Genomic DNA, 21,453 nt, shown 5'->3' with positions numbered 1-21,453 from the left:
CACGTCAACAACTGCGAGCTGCCCAGCCCGGTCTTTCGGGCTTTGTGGCGGCAATGCGACTCTTGCCAGGTGCCAGAGGGATGTCCATGGAGTGCGCCCAGAGGCCTTCAGGGCCGCGTCGTGCGTGGCCTCGGGAGGGTGGGCCGGTTGTCTTCCAGTGGCTGGAGTTTCCACTGCCCGCTTTCGGCTTCGCGCTCCAGGTTGCGGCGTACGTCGATGCGCTTGGCCGTGTATTTGGCGATGCATTCGAGCTTTTGCAGGTCCTGCTCCCGCAGGCCAGGGTCAGGTTCGGTGCTGAAGCAGCACAGCGTGCCGTACACCTGGCCGTCAGACAGCACGATGGGCGTGCTCAGGTGTGCACCAACCCGGAATGGCGTCGGAGGCAGTCTGGCTTGCTCGGCATAGACCGCAGCGTCGTGTACCAGGCGGGGCAGGCGGCCGTCGAGCACGCATTGGCAAAAGGATTCTTCCAGCGTGGACCCACCGCCCGTTTCGATCAGCGCACGGTCGGGCTTGTGGTTGACGTACTTGAACATGCGTTTGCCGTCACGGATTTCGGAGACGAAGATCACATCCATGTTCAGGTGCTCGCGCAGGCCATGCAGCACCTCTTTCACATTCTGGTCAATCAGCGTATCCGCTTCGTCGGCGGTTGCCACCAAAAGTTCGCTCATCGCCACTTCCAAGGCGTCTGGTGCATAGTCCCACAAATGAATTGCCATCGATCACTCCTGCCAAAAACGATGCGCGAAGGTGCAGCTTTTTCGAATTGATGATACGAATCTTAAACACAAAAATAGGTATGTTTGGTCAGCTGTGTCGGTGGAAATGTTTTAGCAGTCGTTACAGCCCGATGAGCAACGCGCTTTGTAGAGATTCCCTAGGGCAGTTCGGGTATATCGATCCAGCCAATGCGCCCCTGGGCCAGATCGTTCATGCGATCAATGAACGCCGGGGCGGCACTGGCGGGCAATTCAATGGTGGCAACGACCTGGCTTGCGTGCTCGATGGCCAGCAGTTGGGCCTGGGCCTGCGCAATTTCGCGGCGCAACGTGCCTTCCAGTGCGTATGGAATGCTGCACTGCAAACAGGCCATGGCCTGGCGCTCCACCTTTTCGGCCTGCAAGAGCGCTTGGGCAATGGCATCGGTATAGGCGCGCACCAGGCCGCCAGCTCCGAGCTTGACGCCGCCAAAGTACCGCACCACGGTGGCCAGCGCGCCTTCAAGCTGCTGGTGGCGCAGCACATCGAGCATGGGCCGGCCGGCGGTACCACTGGGTTCGCCGTCGTCCACTGCTGCCGACTGGCCGCCCGCCAGCAAGGCCCAGCACACATGGTTGGCGGCGGGGTGTTCGGCGCGCAGGCGCTGCACGATGGCCTGGGCCTGGGCACGGTCTGCAACGGGTTGCACGCAGCCAATGAATCGGCTTTTCTTGATCAGCAGATCGCTATGGACGGCTTGCGCCAGGGTGTAGGGCATCGGACGAGGAAAGAGATGTTTGCTTACAACATGTTGGCGTCAACGAGACAGCAACGTCATGCGTTAGACACATACCATTGTTTCAATGACGGGGGTGCATCGGAGACGGCGCACTGCATCAGGCAAACAGGGATAACGAGGCAAGGCGCGAGTCTACCTCGATTCTTTTTTATCAACTTCAGCCCTTTTTACTCACACAGATCTTTTTCGGGAGCACATATGCAACACCAACTGCAAACCAACTTGGGCGCCTTGAACAACCATGGCTTTGGTAGAGCAGACATGGAGCTGCCTGCTTATGCAACCGAGCTCGTGGCCGCCTTGCCGGCACATCCCAGTGCCAACGATGACGACGGCTATGTGGACCTGGCGCAGCGTGTGCGTGAATGCGGAGAGTGGTGAACACCGGGCAGCTTCCCGGCCTGGAGCCGGGTGGATGCCGGGCAGGGCCAGGGTCCATTGACTGATGGAAAGAGGGCAGCGCAGGCTGCCCTTGGTTTTTGTAATCTGAGTCAAACATGCGACAATGCGAGACACATTGATGCAGCGCAATATCTGTATGGAGGCTTTCGCTGTTGGCCACCCGCGCTGCATGTTGCGAAAACTATAAAACTAATAGCAACAATACCCGTATGAAAGCGCGCTACGGGCTATTTCCCTAAAATATCGGGCCTGTTGCTGCTATGGCCTGCCCGAGCCAGAGCGCGCTTTACCCTGACTGTTGCCCATGACTGCCCCCATTGACGTCTCCTTTTTTGAACGTGCCGCCAAGCCGCTGACCAGCTACAAGCCATACTGGGCCAAGCGTTTTGGCACTGCACCGTTCCTGCCCATGAGCCGCGCGGAAATGGATCAGCTGGGCTGGGACAGCTGCGACATCATTCTGGTCACGGGCGACGCCTATGTCGATCACCCGAGCTTTGGCATGTCGGTGATCGGCCGTGTGCTGGAGGCGCAGGGCTTTCGCGTGGGCATCATTGCCCAGCCGGACTGGCACAGTGCCGAGGCCTTCAAGGCCCTGGGCAAGCCCAACCTGTTCTGGGGTGTGACGGCGGGCAACATGGATTCGATGATCAACCGGTACACGGCAGACCGCAAGATCCGCTCGGACGATGCCTATACACCCGGCGACGTGGGTGGCAAGCGCCCCGACCGTGCCGCCATCGTCTACAGCCAGCGCTGCCGCGAAGCCTACAAGGATGTGCCCATTGTGTTGGGCGGGATTGAAGGCAGCTTGCGCCGCATTGCCCACTACGACTACTGGAGCGACAAGGTGCGCCGCTCCATCGTAGTGGACAGCAAGTGCGACATTCTGCTCTACGGCAACGCCGAGCGGGCCCTGGTCGAGGTGGCACATCGCATTGCGGCGCGCGAGCCTGTGGAGAGCATCACCGATGTGCGTGGCACTGCGTTCTTCCGCCGCGCGTCGGAAGAAGGCTGGTATGAGGTGGATTCGTCCATTGTGGACGAGCCCGGCGTGGTAGAGCCCCACATCAATCCGTATATGACCACCAGCGAGCAGGCCGAAGCCCAGGGGCAGACCTGCTCCAAGGAAAATGCTCCTGATTCAGGAGCAATGAGCGCAGAGGTCATCAATGCTGGCGGCGTCAAAAAAGCCGAGGCAGGGCCTGCCGCCCAACCCATCCAGTTCATCCCCAACCTGTCGTTGCGCGCCAAGGGCAAGCAGCCACCGCGCGACAGGACGGTGCTGCGCCTGCCCAGCTATGAGCAGGTCAAGGCCGACCCGATCCTTTACGCCCATGCCAACCGCGTGCTGCACCTGGAGACCAACCCCGGCAATGCCCGCGCGCTGGTGCAGGCACACGGCGAGGGTGCGACGGCCCGCGATGTGTGGCTGAACCCACCGCCCATTCCGCTCACCACCGCCGAGATGGACTGGGTTTTTGGCCTGCCGTATGCCCGCAACCCACACCCTAGCTATGCTGACGCGCAGGGCAGCCATGAGGGCGAGACGAAGATTCCCGCCTGGGAAATGATCCGCACCTCGGTCAACATCATGCGCGGCTGCTTTGGCGGCTGTACCTTCTGCTCGATCACCGAGCACGAGGGCCGCATCATCCAGAGCCGCTCCGAGGATTCGATCATCCAGGAGGTCGAAGACATCCGCGACAAGGTCAAGGGCTTTACCGGAACCATTTCCGACCTGGGTGGCCCCACGGCCAATATGTACCGCCTGGGTTGCAAGAGCCCCGAAATTGAAGCGGCCTGCCGCAAGCCCAGTTGTGTCTTTCCCGGCATCTGCCAGAACCTGCACACCGACCACGCGCCACTCATCAAGATCTACCGTCGCGCGCGCAAGCTGCCCGGCATCAAGAAGATTCTGATCGGCTCGGGCCTGCGCTACGACCTGGCCGTGAAGTCGCCCGAGTACGTGAAGGAACTGGTGCAGCACCATGTGGGCGGCTATCTGAAGATTGCGCCCGAGCACACCGAGACAGGGCCGTTGTCCAAGATGATGAAGCCCGGCATCGGCAGCTACGACCGCTTCAAGCAGCTGTTCGAGAAGTTCAGCGAAGAGGCAGGCAAGAAGCAGTATCTGATTCCGTACTTCATCGCCGCCCATCCGGGCACCAGCGACGAGGACATGATGAACCTCGCAGTCTGGCTCAAGAAGAACGGTTTCCGCGCCGACCAGGTGCAGACTTTCTATCCCAGCCCCATGGCTACCGCCACGGCCATGTATCACAGCGGTCGCAACACGCTCACCAAGGTGCGGCGCCAGATGCGCGACGCGGATGAGGAGTCGGTGGACATCGTGCGTGGCGAAAAGCGCCGCCGTCTGCACAAGGCGTTCTTGCGTTACCACGACCCGAACAATTGGCCGGTACTGCGCGATGCGCTCAAGGCCATGGGCCGCGCCGACCTGATCGGCAATGGCAAGCAGCACCTGATTCCCACCTTCCAGCCGCTGGTGGATGGCAGCTACCAGAGTGCGCGCAAGAAGAACAGCACGTCGGCCAAGCCCGGCGGTGGCGGTCTGGGCTACACCGTGAACAAGGATGGCAAGGCGGTTGCCCTGGCTCCGCGCCGCCCGCAGGCGCAGCAGGAGCCCAAGGGCGATGTCCGGTTCCGCTCGGCGCAGCAGCCCAAGGCGGGCCAGATGCTGACGCAGCACACCGGCTTGCCGCCGCGTGCGGGCGTCAAGGTCGGCGTCAAAGCGGGCAAGCCCGGCAAAGCGCGCAGACCCGGCTGACCCACTCGCTGCCTTACAAACGCAAAGAAAAAGCCCGACTACATCGGGCTTTTTCGTGGGCGAAATCGAAGCCAGCCTCCGCTGCTAGATAAGCCCACGGGCAATGGAGAGCGGCAGGTTGGGTGCAGGGCTGCCGAGTCTGGCGCTGGCGGCGGAGGATGCAACTGCAGCGGCCTCATTGGCGGCGGGGGATGCATTCACCCCCGGGAAAGGCTTGGGCGCACCCGTGGCATAGCCTTGGGCATAGTCCACGCCCATGTCGCGCAGCATCTCCACGATCTCGGGCGTGGCTGCGAACTCGGCAATGGTCTTCATGCCCAGCGCATGGCCCAGGTGGTTGATGGCCTCCACCATGGCGCGGTGCGCGGGCTCGCGCTGCATGTCAGCCACAATGGCACCGTCAATCTTCAGAAAATCGACCGGCAGGTTTTTGAGGGATGCGAAGGACGAGACGCCTGCGCCGAAATCGTCCATCGAGAACTTGCAGCCCATGTCCTTGAGCGATTTGACCAGGCGGATCGCATTGGGCAGGTGGGTGATGGCCGCAGTCTCGGTGATTTCAAAGCACAGAATGCGCGGGTTGATGCCATGCAGCTCGATCTGGTGGCGCAGAAAATCCAGCAGCTTTTCATCGCCCAGGGTCGTACCCGAGAGATTGATGGCGCAGCACGAGATGGGCATCACATGCCAAGCCTTTTGCATGGCAGCCAGGGTTTCCAGCGATTTGTTGACCACCCAGCGGTCCACCAGCGGCATCAGGCCATAGCGCTCAGCAGCGGGAATGAAGTGCACAGGACTGATCACGCTGCCGTCGGGCATGCGCATGCGTATCTGCACTTCCACATGCAAGCCATGGCCGGCAGCTGCCTCGGCGCTGTTGTTCAAGGCGTGGATCGGCTGGGCATGCAGGATGAAATGGTCACTCTCCAGCGCTGTCTTGATGCGCTCCACCCATTCCATTTCGCCCACGTAGCGGGCAATTTCCTGGTCTACGGCCGGGTCGTAGGCATACACCACATTCCGGCCGCGCTGCTTGGCGCCGAAGCAGGCCATGTCGGCCACGCGGAAGACCTCCTCCACCGAATCCAGGGGAGCACAGAGCTTGACCAGGCCTATGCTGATGCTGGAGCTGAGGCTGCGCTCTCCCCACTGGATGCGCAGATGCTGGGCGGCGTCCCGAATCTGCTCGGCCAGCTCCCTGGCCAGATTGAAGGGGCAGTTCTCCAGCAGGATGGCAAATTCATCGCCGCCAACGCGGGCCAGGGTGTCTTCAGCCCGCAGGCCATGCTGGAGCATGGTGCTGATGGCGCGCAGCATGGCGTCGCCCGCAGAATGGCCGCCAGTGTCGTTGATGACCTTGAACTGGTCGAGATCCAGATACATGATGGCCCCAGCGGGGCCTTCAGGCCCGTGCGGCTGGGCCAGCACCAGCCCCAGGCGGCGCTCAAATTCATAGCGGTTGACGAGACCGGTCAGCTGGTCGTGCGTAGCCTGCCAGGCCAGCTCGCGGATGAAGGTCTGCTCCTGGCTCACATCATGGAATACGAAAACCGCCTCGACGGTGCCGGTGTGCGTACCAATGGGGGTATAGGCCATTTTCACCTGCCGCGCACGACGGTGGCTGTCGTAGATGGTGAAGATGGCTTCATTCACCAGCGCTTTGCCACTCAAGGCGTCCAGGATGGCATCCTGAACCAGGTAGCTTTCGAGGTTTGCTGGCGGGGTACGCATGCGCTCTGCCAAGTTGCGCAGGAAAAGCTGGTGAAGGCTGGCCCCCAGCAATTGCTCGGCGGCCTGGTTCATATAGAGCACATCGCCTGCCGCATTGGTGGTGATGACGGCATCGCCAATGGCTGCCAAGGTGGTGGTGGCGCGCTGGCTCACCATGTCCAGGGTGTTTTCCACCTGCTCGGTATCGCGCTTGAGGCGGCTGGTGTGCCACATCAGCAGCACCAGCATGAGCAGGGCGCCTCCGATATTGAGCCACAGCAGGCTTGCCTTGAGCTTGCGGGCCGACATATTCAGGGCGTTGGAAAATTCCTGCTCCAGGGCGGAGAGCTGGGACTGCAGGGTATTGAGCTGGGCAAGCCAGCCCCGCTGCAAGGTGAGTGTGGGAGGGCCGATCTGCAAGCTGGCATGGATCAGATTGCCAAGAGACTGGAGTTCCATCAGGGCTCCGTCGCTGGCCTGCCATTTTTCGAGGAGTGGGGCCACAAGGTCGGTATTCTTGAAGTAGCCAGTCAGCCAGAACAGCTCCTTGATCTCTGCAAGCTCATTGCGGCCTTCCTTGAGCAGCAGCGCCGCCTGGATTTCGGCGTTGCTGCCCCGTGCCTCGATCAGCTTGCGGGCCTGCATGTCGCTCATGGGAATGCGCAGCCCTTTCTGGAACTGGCCATAGGCACTGGCATTGCCTGTGGTGGCGTAATCGCTCAGTGCGTAGATGGCGTCCTTCTGGCCCTTGCTCCACTGGCTTTCTCCAGTGCTGAAGGAGCGCAGTGCGCTGAGCATCTGCAAACTGATGACGGCAAGCGTGGCCTGCACAATGGCCAGCGCAATGAAAGGCCAGATGCTGCGCAGGGTTCGCAGACTGCGTTGCCAACGCGGATCCGCAATCCCGCTCGCAACCGTACCTGAGGCAGAAGGGCGTTGCGAGGCGTAGTAGTCCATGGGTCCACCTACCGCCATGACCAGGCCAGCAGTCGCTTGGCCGGTTGAGAGCATTGACAGGTGGGTTTGCCTTGCATGGAGTGGAGGTTTTCAAGTACTACGGTTGCAAATCAAGTCGGGCTTCATATCAGAAACCCATGGCCAATATTCTATAGATAGCCTAATACTATTTTTTCAATAAATGTAATTGGTTTTCGATTCTTACAAAAAGCAGCACCGGGCGAGGCCCCGATTTCCACTGATTCATTGCGGTGTCTCTCCTCTGGAGACCCCCTGGGCGTGGGCTTTGAATGGGCTCCTGGGTACGCAGTCCACCAGGTGACAGCAAAGCCTTGGCACAATGGTGGCGTCGGCGCAACCAAGGGTTGTGCCGTGGATTGTTCAAGGAGATACATACACATGTCACAAGCGCGTCCGTTCAAGGTTCTGGGGATTCAGCAGGTTGCCATCGGTGGTACCGACAAAGGGCGCATGAAAAAGCTCTGGGTCGATATGCTGGGGTTGGAGCAGACTGGCACCTTCCAGAGCGAGCGAGAAAATGTGGATGAGGACATTCTGGCCATGGGCAAAGGCGCGATGAAGGTGGAAGTGGACATCATGCAGCCCATGGACATCGAGAAAAAACCTGCCGTGCACGCCACGCCGCTCAACCACATCGGTTTGTGGATCGATGATCTGCCTGTCGCCGTGGAATGGCTCAGTGCCAATGGCGTGCGCTTTGCACCGGGTGGCATCCGCAAGGGGGCTGCAGGCTACGACATCACTTTCCTGCATCCCAAGAGCAATGATGAGTTTCCCATTGCCGGTGAAGGAGTGCTGATCGAGTTGGTGCAAGCGCCTCCGGAGGTCATTGCTGCACTGGGCTGATCGAAGGGGGCTTTGCTCCATCCTGCGCTGGCGCTTGTTCATAGGGCGCCAGCATGTCAAAAGTGATAGCGAACCAAGGTTTTTCCATGCTGAGCAACCCCATCATTCCCGTGCTGCGCAGTTTTGACGAGGCCAAGGCTGTCGAGTTTTACCAGGTGTTCCTGGGCTTTTCGCAGGATTGGACACACCGTTTCGGTGACGATTTTCCGCTCTACCAGCAACTGAGCCTCAAGGGGCAGGACGGTCGCTTCTGCATTCTGCACCTGAGCGAGCACCATGGGGACGGGAGCCCTGGCGCCAATGTGCGCATTGAATGGCCGGGGCTGGCGGCTTTCCAGCAGGCTTTGCTGGCCAAAAACTACCGCAATGCCAAGCCGGGGTTGGAGCGCATGCCCTGGGGCATGCAGGAGTTGCGCATTGCTGACCCGTTTGGCAATCGCCTCGTTTTCTTTGAAGAGTTGCAGGACGAGGCGGCCCACGCCTCGCCCTAGGGAACCTCTGCAAAACTCCCTGCCGTGGTCTGAACGCGGTCTCGGGCGATCCGCTGCGTTGTCTTCCTCGCCAATAGCTACGGCTATTGCCTTCAAAAGACGCCTTGCGGCTCATTCCGATCCGCGTCCATCCCATCTGGCGAGGGTTTTGCAGAGGTTCCCTAGCGGGAACACTCCCACATCGCGCCACCTGCCACGGCCCACGGAATACATCGTGGGCCGACTTCCGTGAACACTTCAAGCGCCGTACTTCTGGCCGGTGCAGCGCTTTCCTGCGCTCGGTCCGGAATACCCACATATGTCACTCGGGATTGAATACATCTCCGTGGTGCTAAAAGCTCCCAAATCCTGCCAGTCCTGTTGCGGCAGCTGCAGCACTTCTGCGTCATTTCATCCAGCAGCGCCCGATTCTCTTGGGCAAACCACGTCAAATGCCACCAAGTTGTTAGTAACGGACCGCAGTACAGGCGCAGCGCTACCGTGATTTGCAGAAAATTGAAGGGTGATTGGCGCAGTTTGCAATATCTTGCGGTCTTCGTGCAGGCTATGGGCGTCTATCTGCATACAAATATGCTGCATCTGGATATCTGCCAAAACTGCTTCCCGCAGGGCGCGCCGTGCGCTTGGGATTGGCGCCGCTTGTGCAGACAATGGGCTCCATGCCAGGCCAGATCGGCTTTGGCCTTGATTGAGGAGCCCCATGTCCAGCCCATCTCATTTTTCCGGATCGGCACCTGTCACCACCGCCGTGCACTGGCACCCCGCTGCAAAGCCGGCACAACCGACCGCAACAGAGCGCTGGCCTGTGCAGGCCGTGCAGGAACTGCTGGAATTGCCATTTACGGAGCTGATGTACCGTGCGCAGACGGTTCACCGTGCGCATTGGCCTGCAGGCGATATGGAGCTGGCGACCTTGTTGTCCGTCAAGACGGGAGGTTGTCCCGAGAACTGTGGCTACTGCCCGCAGTCGGCAGAGTTCGATACCGGGGTGAAGGCCGAGAAGCTGATGAGCGTTGCCGAGGTGACTGCTGCAGCCCAGGCCGCCAAGGATGCAGGTGCCACCCGTTTTTGCATGGGTGCCGCATGGCGCGCTCCCAAGGACCGCGATATCGAGAAAGTGGGCGAGCTGATTGCGGCCGTCAAGGGCCTGGGCCTGCAAAGTTGCGCCACCCTGGGCATGCTGGCCCCACACCAGGCGCAGGCCTTGCGAGAGGCGGGGTTGGACTACTACAACCACAACCTCGATACCGCGCCCGAGTACTACAGCGATGTGGTCAGCAGCCGCCAGTACCAGGACCGGCTCGACACGTTGGCTGCAGTGCGCGAGGCCGGAATCAGCGTCTGCTGCGGCGGCATTGTGGGTATGGGGGAGGCGCCTGTGCATCGTGCAGGCCTGCTTGCCCAGTTGGCCAATATGGAGCCTTATCCGGAGTCCGTGCCCATCAACAGCCTGGTGCGCGTGCCGGGTACGCCGCTGGCCGACAGCGATCCAGTGGATCCGCTGGACTTTGTGCGGGTGATTGCTGCTGCCCGCATTCTGATGCCCAAAGCCCGCGTGCGTCTGTCGGCAGGCCGCCAGCAATTGGGGGAAGCAGTGCAGACGCTGTGCTTTCTGGCAGGTGCCAACTCCATCTTCTACGGAGACAAGCTGCTGGTCACCGGCAATCCGGAGGCAGATGCCGATGCGCGCCTATTGATGAAACTGGGCATGCCTGCGCGCACTTGTGGAAAGTTCTAAGTAACAAGGCACACCGCTTGCTGTAGCAATGCCGTGTGCCTTGCGCTGGGCAATTTGGTGCCGAGGGCTATATAAACCTATTCTCTTTACCAACTGCGGCGGCGGCTCATTATGGCCGTGCCAAGCAGACCCATGAATACCAGCAACAATCCCGTACCACCCACAGGTACAGGAGCCGGCTCCTTGGAGGGCTCTTTGGTTTGGGTATCGGTGTCGGTAGCGGTATCGTTGGAGGGGTCTGGGTCGGTCAGTCCTCCTCCTGCCGAGTGTTTCACAGAGGCCTTGTTTACGAGGTCGCCGGTGAAGGTGGCAGGCACGGCCATGCTCAGTGTGTAGGTAACGCTGGCCCCAACAGGCAGATTCACGCTGTCGTTAAGTGCACCCGAGCCGCTGGCCGTGCAGGTGCCGCCGTTTACAGCGGTGCAAGTCCAGTTCGCGCTGCTGATGCCTGCCGGCAGTGGGTCGCTTACCGTAACGTCGGTGGCAGCAGCTGGGCCGTAGTTGGTTGCCACAATGGTGTACACCGCATTGGTGCCGGGTGTGTAGCTGCTTTTGCCATCAGTCTTGGTGATACCCAGGTTCGCTTGAGTGGGGGCGGGAATCGTGAGTGAGGCCGTATTGTTGCCTGGTACTGAATCAGCACCATCGGTTGTCACGACGCGAACATTGTTGACCAGCGCACCTGTGAAATTCGCAGGCACGTTGGCAATGAGTGTATATGTAGCTTTGGCGCCTACAGGCAGGTTAACCGTATCATTGATGGAGCCGGTACCAGTTGCAGTACAACTTCCGCCGCCGCTTCCCACGCAGGTCCAGGTTCCGGTGATACCGGTAGGCAGTGCGTCGTATACCACTGCCCCGGTTGTTGCATCTGGGCCGTTGTTGCTGGCGACAATCGTGTAAGTCACAGTCCCACCAGCCGTATAGGAGCCTGTGGTGGTGCTCGTTTTCGTTACCATCAGGTCAGAGGAGCGCGGTGGCGTTGCAGAGGGCGTAGTGGTAGATGTAGAGGTATTGTTCGATGGGTTGGGGTCGGTAGGGCCGCCAGCAGGTACCTCCACCGTCGCCGTATTGGCCAAACTACCCGTCTGACCACCGGGAATAGACATAAACAGCGTATAGGTTACGCTTCCGCCAACGGGCAGGGTAACTGCCGAATCATTGATGGCACCTGTGCCGCTGGCTGTGCAGGCCGCACCAAGGCCTGGAACGCAGCTCCAGTTTGCAGTGGTAATGCCTGCAGGTAATAGGTCCCGTACGGTCGCTCCGCTGACTGCAGCGGGGCCTGTATTGGAGACGTTGATGGTGTAGACCAGTGAGCTACCCGGCGTGTACACAGGGCTATTGCTTGTCTTGACAATTGCTAGGTCAGCCGTTGTCGGCGAATTGTCGGTATCGGTGGTTGTGTTGTTGCTTGGATTGGGATCCTCAATGAATGGCGGAACAGTCACTGTAGCCGTATTCGCCAGATTGCCAGTGAAATTGGCAGGCACATTCATGGTCAGTGTGTAGGTGACCGAGCCATCACGCGGCAAATTCACCGTGTCGTTAATTGCCCCCGTGCCGCTGGTGGTGCAGGAGGCACCGACACCGGAAGGCGTGCAGGTCCAGTTGGCGGTGGTTATGCCTGCAGGCAGCAGGTCGCTTACCTTGGTGCCGTAAGCATCATGCGGGCCGTTGTTGCGCGCTACGATGGTGTAGGTAACAGGGGCTCCGGGGGTGTATTCCACGTTGCCATCCGTCTTGGTAATTGCCAAATCAGCCGAGAAGAGAATGGGCATTTGCGGGCAGTTGGCGCCATCATTCTTGTCGCTGCTGCCTAATGCGGAAACCCGCGTTTGGACTCCTGTTGTTGTGTCAATGCGGTACAGGCCTTCTCCGGCGTTGGAGGCTCCGTATAGTCCGTTGGGTGCGCCGAACTGTGAGCCAAAAATCCGGCCGGAAGTGTCTGCAGAACCTATATCGGTAACAACGCCGCTGTTTACATCGATTTTTACCAACTGCCCGTCATTAGTGACGGCAAAAAGTTCACCTGTAACAAATGCCATGTCGGCAATAAGGATGTCACGATTCAATGTCACCGTTGCAGCTACGCTAGCAGGGCTAGCTGTAGAAGCAGTGAGAACGTTATTGATACGGTAAAGCGTTCTGTTGTTGCCAGTCTGTTTGACCCAATACGAGCCAGCTTCATCAAAAGTACCTGCATTGTGTTCGGTATTGGCAAGGCCAGTTACCAGACCCAAGGTGGTAGTAGCACCTGTGGCTGAGTCGATGCGTATGAGTTGGCGGAAATTACTACTTTGATTCAATGCATAAAGATCTCCAGAGACGGGGTGGCGACCCATTGCATTGTAGAAGAAGCTTATTGCTGAACCTATAGGGCTTAGAGTAACTGGATATACGCTCGTATCAACCAAGTTCAGACGTGAACCAGTTCCCGAGGCTGCTTCTCTTGCTACATACATATCTCCTGTGCATTGAGCTTGGGCGCCAAGCATAAATAAGCCGGTTGATAGTGAAAAAATAGTTTGCTTTGTTAACATAATTCCTCAATCTAAAATATGGAAATTCATCAGGGGGTTTTTATTTCTAAAAAATTATATTTCATTAAGCCATTGTCTTGAAATCTAATTTAATTAATTGACTGTCTGTTTATGTCATAATTTTTATTTCTAAAAAATTATTGATTTATAGATGAGTGTGAATATCGGGTTAAGTAGGGGTTTTACTTGAATTTAATTCGGTTCTGCAAGACTACATCAAAGGAGAGATGTTGATGTATATATTTATTAAATTAAATCTTCAAAATAAGAATTGATATGAAATGGCTGGAAACATGTTGTGGAAATGGTTAATGAATACTAGGTGCGGACACGGACACGGACACGGACACGGACACGGACACGGACACGGACACGGGCGTTGTTGCATAAATCCTGCACACAGATGCGGTAGCCTCGCCCGATGAATGACCGAAATGGGGACGGCGCAAGTACCGCACCACAAACTGGAAGGCATACAACGCAGCATTGAAGGCCAGAGGCAACCTGACCATCTGGTTGGACGAGGACATGCAGTGGTTGGCCCCGCCCAGCGGCAAGCGCGGGCGTCGTCAGACGTTCTCAGGTGTGGCCATCCAGTTCTGCTTGACTATCAAATGCCTGTTTGGACAGCCCCTGCGCCAGACATTGGGGATGGTGCAATCCCTGCTCAAAATGGCTCGCCTACTCTGATCAGCGCCCGACTACAGCACGGTGTGCCGCAGGCAGAAAAGTCTTGATGTTCAGGTGCACTACCGTCTAAGCCGCAATGGCCTGCATTTGCTTGCCGACTCCACAGGCACCAAGTTCTTGGGGCGGAGGCGAGTGGAAAGCCTAAACATCGAAACGAAGCGGTCAAAGCGTGCAGGCAGCTAGGCCGGGCTATTTGGAAGCGCTGGAGCGGCTGCCACCGCAGGTCACTCATGGAGACGAAGATGAACTGCTTCAAGCGCGTGGGCGAGAAAGTGATAGCCAGGACGTTCGAACGGCAGGTGGCCGAGTTCAACATCCGGGCGTCCATCCTTAATCAATTCATCGAAGTGGGCACGCTCCAAACGGTGGCCATGGCATAACTGCGTCTGGGGTTTGGGGAAGCTCCACCTCCGAGCGATTTTTGCAACAAAGCCCAATACAGCCACGCGCACCTACGAAGTGCCCGCATAACGCCAAAGGTCCTTGCCAGTTAGTTCTCCCAGGCGCAACATCGTGCGAGAACTCCTGCACCCATCTTGAACGGGTTTATCCCGGTGGCAAGGCGGTACCTCGCATGGCTTGGGCCAGGGCGTGGTTGCCTTGTGATTCCAGCCCGGCAATGGCGCCTTCCCGGTCGGGTGTTGTGTGGTGCTGGTTGAGCTTGCGCTTGGCTTCGAGGCGCTGTATGCGGATCTCGATGCCCACGATGTGACCCAGCTGCTCCTGAAGGAAATCGGCAGGGGCATCGGCCATCTTCCAGGGCTTGGGCTGGCCCGCTTCGTGCTGGCGGGTCAATAGCCCCACCACGCGGCGCACAAATTTTTCTTCGTCGCGTACATGGATGGTGCCATGGGCATGCACCACCTCGTAGTTCCAGGTGGGGACGCGCCGGTGCGTCTCGTGCTTGCTGGGGTACCAGTTCGGTGAGATATAGCCTTGCGCGCCACGGAACACTACCAGCACCCCCTCGCCATCGCGCACCTCGCGCCAGAGAGGGTTGGCGCGCGCAACGTGGGCAATCAGCGTGCTGTCGTCAAGGAGCAGCGGCAGATGGTTGGCTTCCAGCCCGTTGGCGGTATGGGTGATGAGCATGCCCAGGGCATTCTCTCGGATGATGCGATGGAGTTCCTGAACATCGGTTTCGGCAAAAGCGGGTGGGAGGTACATGGAGTTCTTTGAAAAAATGCCGGACTGAAGCGGCCAAACGCCACTGTGCCGCATTTGTGGTATGCATAAAATAGCCAGTTTTCTGAATATTTGCCATACCAGTTGATGAACCCTTCGCACCATCGGCGTCCTGGATTGAGCCGGGCGCTGTATGAAGAAATCCGGACGCGGATGGCCGATGGCACCTATGCCGTGGGTGCCCCCATGCCATCCACCCGTGCGCTTGCGGCTGAACGGGGGCTATCGCGAGCCACGGTCACGCTGGTGTATGAGCAGCTCGCGGCCGATGGTTTTATCGAAACCCGGCCGGGGGCAGCCAGCCGTGTGGCGAGCGGCGCGGCTGCGACGGTAAATTCGCCGCGGTCAGTGCCGGTGGCTGCCATGCCCACGTACCCGGCAAGGCCGCTGTCGGCTGTTGGCCAACGCATTGCCGCGCTCGGGCTGGCAACGCCCAGCCCGAAAGAGGGTGAGCAGGACATCGACTTTGTCTACGGCCCCTTGTCGGGCGGCGATTTTCCAACTCTGGCCTGGATGAATGCTCTGCGTGCAGTTGAGCGCCAGCGCAGCAACCGGCTGGAGTATGACGATCCGCGCGGCAGCATTGCGTTGCGCACGGCCTTGCAGGCCCATTTGAGCCGTGCGCGGGGCCTCGCCTGCAGTGCCGAGCAGATCGTGATCGTGAGCGGCTCGCAGCAGGCCCTGGATCTGTGCGCGCGACTGTTTGTGGACCCGGGTGACCCTGTGGTGGTCGAAAACCCGGGTTATCGGATGGCGCACCATGCCTTTGAAGCCTATGGCGCGCGGCTGCGTTTTCTGGGCATTGACGAACACGGCGCGGTGACCGATGGACTGGAGAGCCTGGGCCATGCCAAATTGGCCTATGTGACGCCTACGCACCAGTTTCCGCTGGGAGGCTTTTTGCCCATTGGCCGGCGGCGCCAGTTGCTGGATTGGGCGGTGCGCAGCAAGGCCTGGGTCGTCGAAGACGATTACGACAGCGAGTACCGCTATGCCGTGCGCCCGGAGGCCACGCTGCTGTCGCTGGATGCGCATGGCTGCGTGGTCCATGTGGGCACCTTCTCGAAGACGCTTTCACCCCAGCTTCGGTTGGGTTACATGGTGCTGCCGCCTGCACTGGTCGAGCCCTTCGCCGCAGCCAAGCGCGTGACCGACCGGCATGCAGCCACTGGCGTTCAGCGTGCCTTGGCGCTGCTGCTGGAAGACGGCAGCTACGACAGACATGTACGCCGCATGCGCCGCCTGCAGCAGGCACGCCAGGTGGCACTCCTGCAGGCATTGCAGCGCCATCTGGGCGCCAAGGCGCAGGTGCAGGGCGCCGCGAGCGGGCTGCATGTGGTGGTGTGGCTGCCTTCCTTGCCGGCAAGCGCAGAGCCGCTCCTGGTGGCTGCGGCGCAGCGGCGGGGCGTGCGAGTCCATCCGCTCAGCCCCTTGTTCCACCCCCAGGCCCCGGACCGGGCGCTGCCCAGACCCTGCGGGCTGGTCATGGGTTACGCCTTGCTGCAGCCCGAAGTGATTGCGAAGGGGGTGGAGCGCCTCGCACAAGCGGTGCGCGAGGTGGAGCAGGCTTAGAACCTGCTTACGATCTCCTCGCGCTGCGACAGTGGGCTTGCGGGGCGCCCGGCTAGGGATGGGCTGCTAAGCGCAATACCGCAGCAATAGCCCCGCTATTGCGAGGATTTGCAACAACGCAGACCGCCCGCAAGCCCACTGTCGCGGCTGCGTAGATATCGTAAACACGTTCCTAGCCCTGTCCGCCCTCTGCCTTGAGCGCCTGGGCAATCTCGGGAACCAGGGCCGGGCCCTTGTAGATCAGCCCGGTGTAGATCTGCACCACGTCGGCTCCTGCCTTGACCTTTTCGACCGCGTCGGCACCGCTCAGAATGCCGCCCACGCCGATGATCGGGAACTGTGGCCCGAGCGCTGCGCGCAACTGGCGAATGACGGCATTGCTCGCCTCGAACACCGGGCGGCCCGACAGGCCACCGGCTTCTTCCGCATGCTGCAGGCCTTGCACTGCGTCGCGGCTGATGGTGGTGTTGGTGGCAATCACGCCGTCCATGCCGTGGGCCTTGAGGCTGGCTGCGATGACGGCGACCTGTTCGTCCGTCAGGTCGGGCGCGATCTTGAGGAACACCGGCTTGTGCTTGCCGTGCTCGCGTGCCAGTTGTTCGCGGCGTGCCACCAGAGCAGAGAGCAGGGCATCGAGCGCTTCATCGCTTTGCAGCGCGCGCAGATTCTTGGTATTGGGCGAGCTGATGTTGACCGTGATGTAGTCGGCGTGCGGGTAGACGGCGTCCAGGCATTGGAGGTAGTCGCGCGTGGCCTCCTCCATCGGGGTGGCGGCATTCTTGCCAATGTTCAGGCCCAGCAGCAGCGGGTTGGCCTGCTTGCGGAACTGCGCCTTTTTCACATTGGCGATAAAGGCCTCCAGTCCGCCGTTGTTGAAACCCAGGCGGTTGATGAGGGCGTCACGCTCGGGAATGCGGAACATGCGCGGCTTGGGGTTGCCCGGCTGGGCCAGCGGGGTGACCGTGCCCACTTCGACAAAGCCGAATCCCATGACGCCCAACCCGTCAATGGCGCGTGCATTCTTGTCCAACCCCGCAGCCATGCCGACGCGGTTGGGGAAGTTCAGGCCCGCCAGGGTCACCGGATCGGACACCCGTGTCTGGCGCCAGGCGCAGGCCAAGGGGGAGTTCTGGCCCTTGGCCAGCATGTCCATGGTGAAGTCGTGCGCAGCCTCGGGCTGCATGCCAAACAGGATGGCTCGGGACAGGGAATAGGGGATCAGGGACATGGGATGGGATAATTGCGCAATTGTTTGTATTTTCGCTGATCTGACAGCACCAACATGACTCAAGACGAATTGAAGGCCGAAGTCGGCCGCGCGGCCCTGCAATACGTGGTGGCGGGCGAGATTGTAGGCGTGGGCACCGGCTCCACGGTCAATAAATTCATTGATGCCCTGGCCACGATCAAAGACCAGATTCCTGGCGCGGTGTCCAGCTCGGTCGCCAGTACCGAGCGCCTGCAGGCGCTGGGCATCCAGGTGTTCGATGCGAACGAGGTGACCAACCTGGCTGTCTATATCGACGGTGCGGACGAAATCGATCACCAGGGCTATATGGTCAAAGGTGGCGGCGCGGCGCTCACTCGCGAGAAGATCGTTGCGTCGCTGGCCGAGCGCTTTGTCTGCATTGCCGATGCATCCAAGCGCGTGCAGACGCTGGGCGTATTCCCGCTGCCGGTGGAGGTGATTCCCATGGCTGCCGCGCAGATTGCCCGCCACTTTGCCGCCAAGGGAGGCACTGCCACCTTGCGCATGAAGGACGGCCAGCCGCTGGTGACCGACAACGGCCAGCATATCCTGGATGTGACGGGCCTTGTGATTGCGGACCCGTTGGCATTCGAGACAGAAGTGAACCAATGGGCCGGTGTCATCACCGTCGGGGTGTTTGCCCACCAGAAGGCTGCAGTGTGCCTGCTGGGCACCGAACAGGGCGTGGAGACGCTGGAATTTGCCTGAGGACTGTTGTGGCAGCTGTCTTGTCGCTGCCGACATGGAAAAAAAGCCTGCGCAAGCAGGCTTTTTGCTGGACCAGAAGAGGGCTAGAACACGATTCCGGTCGGGTTCTCCGGCGTCACCCGTTGCGGCACGACAGAATTGCCGCCCGCAGGCGCTGCGGCATCGGGCGCAGCGGCGCCATTGCCAGCGGCAGCAGCGGGTTTGATCATCTTGGGAATCAGGGGCGTGGCAGCTGCCTGGCGGTAGCTGGCAGGCAACTGCGATTTGGCGGGGTAGCCTGCTGCATCCAGGTATGCGCTCCAGTCATTACTGTTGAAGCCCTTGAGGTGCTGGCCGCCGAGCGTGGCAAATGGAACGCTGTCTGCACTGCTGAGCTTTTTGAGCGCAACGATTTCGTCGTTCGAAGTGACCGTCTTCTCGGTGTATGGCACGCCACGGTCTTGCAGGTAGCTGCGTGCTGCATCGCAGGCACTGCAATCCTTGGACGTATACAGGGTCAGCGGGTATTTGCCGGCGGCCTGCTTGACCTCCAGTGGCAGGCCGGCCAGGTTGGGACCGGCAGATTCTGCGCTGGTAGCTCCCGATACCGATTGCGACGGCGTATCCGTGGAAGGCGCCCGGTCCGAGAACGTGACCTTGCCGTCCGGGCCCACAATGCGGTAGACCTTCTGGGCCGCAGCCGGGCTGGCTGCGAACACCATCAAGGCGCCGGCAATCGCTGCGGCGGTGGTGGCAAAGGCTTTCATCTGCATAGTGATCCCTCGGTTCATTGTCGTGTTATCCAGCCCATTATGCCCAAAACAGGCATGGCTTCCATTGCAGAGTGCAACAGAGACAAGGGCACCGGCCTGCGCGGGCCGGATACCACGTCTGCGTTGTGAAAAAGCCTCGCAGCTTGCCACTGGTTGGCCGCTGCGAGGCTGGGTTTTCAGTGCAAGGGGCAACGCTCTCAGGCAGTGGCGGCCTCTGCCTGCATGCCCTGGTGGCGCAGCAAGGCGTCCAGTTGCGGCTCGCGTCCCCGGAAGGCCTTGAACGATTCCATCGCCGGGCGGCTGCCGCCTGCTTCCAGAATGGCGTGCAGATAGCGTTGGCCCACCTCAGCATCGACAACGTCGCTGCTGCCCTTGGCCTTGGCGGCTTCTTCAAAGCCCGCAAAGGCGTCGGCGCTCAGCACTTCTGCCCATTTGTAGCTGTAGTAACCCGCAGCGTAACCGCCTGCAAAAATATGCGTGAAGGTGTTGGGCATGCGGTTGAATGCAGGCTGGGGCAGCACGGCCACCTGGCGGCGCACGTCGTGCATCACACCATAGAGCGCGTCGGCATGGATGCCGTCGCCCTGCAGTTCGGTATGGATGCGCATGTCAAACAGCGAGAACTCGATCTGGCGCAGGGTCTGCATGCCCGACTGAAAGTTCTTGGCTGCAATCATCTTGTCGTACAGCGCGCGTGGCAGCGGCTCGCCGGTGTCCACATGGGCGGTCATGTGGCGCAGCACTTCCCACTCCCAGCAGAAGTTTTCCATGAACTGGCTGGGGAGTTCGACGGCATCCCATTCCACGCCACTGATGCCCGAGACATCACGCTCGTTCACCTGGGTGAGCATGTGGTGCAGGCCATGGCCGGTTTCGTGGAAAAGGGTGATGACATCGTCATGCGTGAGCAGCGGCGGCTTGCCGTCCACGCCGGCAGCAAAATTGCATACCAGGTGGGCAATGGGCGTCTGCAACTGCCCGTTGTCCGGCCGCAGCCAGCGGGTGCGCACATCATCCATCCATGCGCCTCCGCGCTTGCCGTTGCGCGCAGGAGGATCCAGGTAGAACTGGCCTACCAGTTCGCCATTGCGCTCGATGCGGTAGAACTGCACTGCCTCGTTCCACACGGGGGCCAAGTCCCGCCTGATCTGCACGCCAAACAGGGTCTCGACGATGCGAAACAGCCCTGCCAGCACCTTGGGGGCAGGGAAGTATTGCTTGAGCTCCTGCTCGCTGAAGGCATAGCGCGCTTCCTTCAGATGCTCGCCGATATAGCCCCAGTCCCAGGCCTGCGGGTCGGCCAGGCCCAGCTCCGTACGGGCGTACTCGCGCAGGTCCTGCACGTCCTTTTCGCCAAAGGGCTTGGCCTTGCTGGCCAGTTCCTGCAAGAAGTCCAGCACCTGTTGCGATGATTTGGCCATCTTGGGCGCTACGGAGAGCTCGCCAAAATTGGCATACCCCAGCAGATGCGCTTCTTGCTCGCGCATTTTCAGGATGTCGACCATCAGCGGCGTGTTGTCGAGCTTGGCATCGCCAAATTCACTGGCACGGGTGGTGTAGGCGCGGTAGAGCGTCTCACGCAGTGCGCTGCTCTTGGCAAACTGCATCACGGGCAGGTAGCTGGGAATCTTCAGGGTCAGCTTGTAGCCGTCCTTGCCGTCGGCTTCGGCGGCCGCCCGGGCTGCGGCTATCACATCCTGTGGCACGCCATCCAGTTCTTCCAGCGCTGCATAGTAGGCGAACTGGTCGGTCGCATCCATGGCGTTTTCGCTGTACTTCTGGCAGGCGAGGGCGCTCTTTTCTTGCAATGCAGCATATTCGTCGCGTGCCTTGCCCTGCAGCTCTGCACCACCGAGCACGAAGTTGCGCATGGCGTTGTCCCAGGCCTGCTTCTGCTCTGCATTCAAGGTGGCGGGATCGATGGCCTTGTACTTGGCGTACAGTGCCTCGTCCGAGCCCAGTTGCGTCCAGAACGCGGTGACCTTGGGCATTTCCGCGTTGTAGGCTGCGCGCAGTTCGGGCGTGTCGGCCACTGAATTGAGGTGGCCCACCATGCCCCAGGCGCGGCCGAGCTTCTCGGTCGTCACATCCAGCACTTTGGCGATTTCACTCCATTGCGCGGGAAAATCCGGCGCCGTCACCGTCTTGAGGGCGGTTTCGCTTTCGGCCAGCAACTGGTCGATGGCGGGTGCAATGTGTTCGGGTTGTACCTGGTCAAAGCGGGGCAGACCGCTGAAGTCGAGCAATGGATTGGTCATGGTGCTGGTTAGATGGGGCGTATTGCCCTGCAATCAATG

The 21,453-nt window shown here is 60.1% G+C and carries 15 protein-coding genes and 1 pseudogene; 8 read left to right on the top strand and 8 right to left on the bottom strand.

All coding sequences use genetic code 11. The features are described from left to right. Positions 1 to 107 precede the first annotated feature (107 nt). Both LAD35_RS10205 and LAD35_RS10200 read right to left on the bottom strand, forming a co-directional pair. Positions 108 to 722, bottom strand: a complete 615-nt coding sequence (locus tag LAD35_RS10205; protein WP_224152551.1) for a GAF domain-containing protein — start codon at positions 720 to 722, stop codon at positions 108 to 110. Positions 723 to 880: 158 nt separating this feature from the next. Then, the gene (locus tag LAD35_RS10200) at positions 881 to 1,480 is read right to left on the bottom strand and encodes an IMPACT family protein (RefSeq protein WP_224152550.1); all 600 of its coding nucleotides are present in this window, start codon (positions 1,478 to 1,480) and stop codon (positions 881 to 883) included. 219 nt (positions 1,481 to 1,699) lie between these two features. Between LAD35_RS10200 and LAD35_RS10195 the strand changes: the two genes are divergently transcribed. Both LAD35_RS10195 and LAD35_RS10190 read left to right on the top strand, forming a co-directional pair. Next, positions 1,700 to 1,882 (top strand): hypothetical protein, encoded by a 183-nt coding sequence (locus tag LAD35_RS10195; RefSeq protein WP_224152549.1) that lies wholly within the window; start codon positions 1,700 to 1,702, stop codon positions 1,880 to 1,882. 325 nt (positions 1,883 to 2,207) lie between these two features. Then, positions 2,208 to 4,694: a YgiQ family radical SAM protein gene (locus tag LAD35_RS10190; protein WP_224152548.1), complete on the top strand. Its 2,487-nt coding sequence runs from the start codon at positions 2,208 to 2,210 to the stop codon at positions 4,692 to 4,694. Between the two features lie 84 nt (positions 4,695 to 4,778). On the opposite strand, the gene LAD35_RS10185 is transcribed toward LAD35_RS10190, so the two are convergent. Further along, entirely contained in the window at positions 4,779 to 7,361 is a 2,583-nt protein-coding gene (locus LAD35_RS10185; protein ID WP_224152547.1) for an EAL domain-containing protein, read from the bottom strand. Positions 7,362 to 7,760: 399 nt separating this feature from the next. Here LAD35_RS10185 and LAD35_RS10180 point away from each other — a divergent pair, with 399 nt between their 5' ends. The 3 genes from LAD35_RS10180 to bioB all read left to right on the top strand — a co-directional run bounded on the left by LAD35_RS10180 (position 7,761) and on the right by bioB (position 10,457). Next, entirely contained in the window at positions 7,761 to 8,228 is a 468-nt protein-coding gene (locus LAD35_RS10180) for a VOC family protein (RefSeq protein ID WP_224152546.1), read from the top strand. 86 nt (positions 8,229 to 8,314) lie between these two features. Further along, positions 8,315 to 8,719 carry a glyoxalase superfamily protein gene (locus LAD35_RS10175; RefSeq protein ID WP_224152545.1) on the top strand — a complete coding sequence of 135 codons (405 nt, stop codon included), beginning with the start codon at positions 8,315 to 8,317 and terminating at the stop codon, positions 8,717 to 8,719. A 700-nt stretch (positions 8,720 to 9,419) separates the two neighbouring features. Then, complete coding sequence (gene bioB / locus LAD35_RS10170) at positions 9,420 to 10,457, top strand: biotin synthase BioB (RefSeq protein ID WP_224152544.1); 1,038 nt, start codon at positions 9,420 to 9,422, stop codon at positions 10,455 to 10,457. A gap of 86 nt (positions 10,458 to 10,543) precedes the next feature. Here the strand turns inward: bioB and LAD35_RS10165 are convergent, their stop codons facing one another. Further along, complete coding sequence (locus LAD35_RS10165; RefSeq protein ID WP_224152543.1) at positions 10,544 to 13,000, bottom strand: DUF6923 family protein; 2,457 nt, start codon at positions 12,998 to 13,000, stop codon at positions 10,544 to 10,546. A 486-nt stretch (positions 13,001 to 13,486) separates the two neighbouring features. Between LAD35_RS10165 and LAD35_RS10160 the strand changes: the two are divergent. Beyond that, a pseudogene (locus tag LAD35_RS10160) lies at positions 13,487 to 14,070 on the top strand (transposase). A 166-nt stretch (positions 14,071 to 14,236) separates the two neighbouring features. Here LAD35_RS10160 and LAD35_RS10155 read toward each other — a convergent pair. After that, positions 14,237 to 14,857 carry an FMN-binding negative transcriptional regulator gene (locus LAD35_RS10155; RefSeq protein ID WP_224152542.1) on the bottom strand — a complete coding sequence of 207 codons (621 nt, stop codon included), beginning with the start codon at positions 14,855 to 14,857 and terminating at the stop codon, positions 14,237 to 14,239. Between the two features lie 105 nt (positions 14,858 to 14,962). Between LAD35_RS10155 and pdxR the strand changes: the two genes are divergently transcribed. After that, positions 14,963 to 16,447: a MocR-like pyridoxine biosynthesis transcription factor PdxR gene (gene pdxR / locus LAD35_RS10150; RefSeq protein ID WP_224152541.1), complete on the top strand. Its 1,485-nt coding sequence runs from the start codon at positions 14,963 to 14,965 to the stop codon at positions 16,445 to 16,447. A 172-nt stretch (positions 16,448 to 16,619) separates the two neighbouring features. Here pdxR and LAD35_RS10145 read toward each other — a convergent pair whose 3' ends face one another. Then, on the bottom strand, positions 16,620 to 17,675 hold the full coding sequence (locus LAD35_RS10145) for a quinone-dependent dihydroorotate dehydrogenase (RefSeq protein ID WP_224152540.1): 1,056 nt from the start codon (positions 17,673 to 17,675) through the stop codon (positions 16,620 to 16,622). A 54-nt stretch (positions 17,676 to 17,729) separates the two neighbouring features. Between LAD35_RS10145 and rpiA the strand changes: the two genes are divergently transcribed. Next, the gene (gene rpiA, locus LAD35_RS10140; protein WP_224152539.1) at positions 17,730 to 18,404 is read left to right on the top strand and encodes a ribose-5-phosphate isomerase RpiA; all 675 of its coding nucleotides are present in this window, start codon (positions 17,730 to 17,732) and stop codon (positions 18,402 to 18,404) included. A gap of 83 nt (positions 18,405 to 18,487) precedes the next feature. Here rpiA and LAD35_RS10135 read toward each other — a convergent pair whose 3' ends face one another. Together LAD35_RS10135 and LAD35_RS10130 are read right to left on the bottom strand one after the other, a co-directional pair. Then, complete coding sequence (locus LAD35_RS10135; RefSeq protein ID WP_224152538.1) at positions 18,488 to 19,156, bottom strand: glutaredoxin family protein; 669 nt, start codon at positions 19,154 to 19,156, stop codon at positions 18,488 to 18,490. Between the two features lie 197 nt (positions 19,157 to 19,353). Beyond that, positions 19,354 to 21,414: a M3 family metallopeptidase gene (locus LAD35_RS10130; RefSeq protein ID WP_224152537.1), complete on the bottom strand. Its 2,061-nt coding sequence runs from the start codon at positions 21,412 to 21,414 to the stop codon at positions 19,354 to 19,356. Positions 21,415 to 21,453 lie beyond the last annotated feature (39 nt).

Source organism: Comamonas odontotermitis (assembly GCF_020080045.1).
GTDB lineage: Bacteria > Pseudomonadota > Gammaproteobacteria > Burkholderiales > Burkholderiaceae_C > Comamonas > Comamonas odontotermitis.
The sequence above is the reverse complement of the archived record's forward strand: the minus strand, read 5'-3'. Positions and strand labels throughout refer to the sequence as shown.

Coding starts and splice junctions, on each gene's coding strand:
- LAD35_RS10205 (WP_224152551.1), bottom strand. CDS start 722: ATGGCAATTCATTTGTGGGACTATGCACCAGACGCCTTGGAAGTGGCG.
- LAD35_RS10200 (WP_224152550.1), bottom strand. CDS start 1,480: ATGCCCTACACCCTGGCGCAAGCCGTCCATAGCGATCTGCTGATCAAG.
- LAD35_RS10195 (WP_224152549.1), top strand. CDS start 1,700: ATGCAACACCAACTGCAAACCAACTTGGGCGCCTTGAACAACCATGGC.
- LAD35_RS10190 (WP_224152548.1), top strand. CDS start 2,208: ATGACTGCCCCCATTGACGTCTCCTTTTTTGAACGTGCCGCCAAGCCG.
- LAD35_RS10185 (WP_224152547.1), bottom strand. CDS start 7,361: ATGGACTACTACGCCTCGCAACGCCCTTCTGCCTCAGGTACGGTTGCG.
- LAD35_RS10180 (WP_224152546.1), top strand. CDS start 7,761: ATGTCACAAGCGCGTCCGTTCAAGGTTCTGGGGATTCAGCAGGTTGCC.
- LAD35_RS10175 (WP_224152545.1), top strand. CDS start 8,315: ATGCTGAGCAACCCCATCATTCCCGTGCTGCGCAGTTTTGACGAGGCC.
- bioB (WP_224152544.1), top strand. CDS start 9,420: ATGTCCAGCCCATCTCATTTTTCCGGATCGGCACCTGTCACCACCGCC.
- LAD35_RS10165 (WP_224152543.1), bottom strand. CDS start 13,000: ATGTTAACAAAGCAAACTATTTTTTCACTATCAACCGGCTTATTTATG.
- LAD35_RS10155 (WP_224152542.1), bottom strand. CDS start 14,857: ATGTACCTCCCACCCGCTTTTGCCGAAACCGATGTTCAGGAACTCCAT.
- pdxR (WP_224152541.1), top strand. CDS start 14,963: ATGAACCCTTCGCACCATCGGCGTCCTGGATTGAGCCGGGCGCTGTAT.
- LAD35_RS10145 (WP_224152540.1), bottom strand. CDS start 17,675: ATGTCCCTGATCCCCTATTCCCTGTCCCGAGCCATCCTGTTTGGCATG.
- rpiA (WP_224152539.1), top strand. CDS start 17,730: ATGACTCAAGACGAATTGAAGGCCGAAGTCGGCCGCGCGGCCCTGCAA.
- LAD35_RS10135 (WP_224152538.1), bottom strand. CDS start 19,156: ATGCAGATGAAAGCCTTTGCCACCACCGCCGCAGCGATTGCCGGCGCC.
- LAD35_RS10130 (WP_224152537.1), bottom strand. CDS start 21,414: ATGACCAATCCATTGCTCGACTTCAGCGGTCTGCCCCGCTTTGACCAG.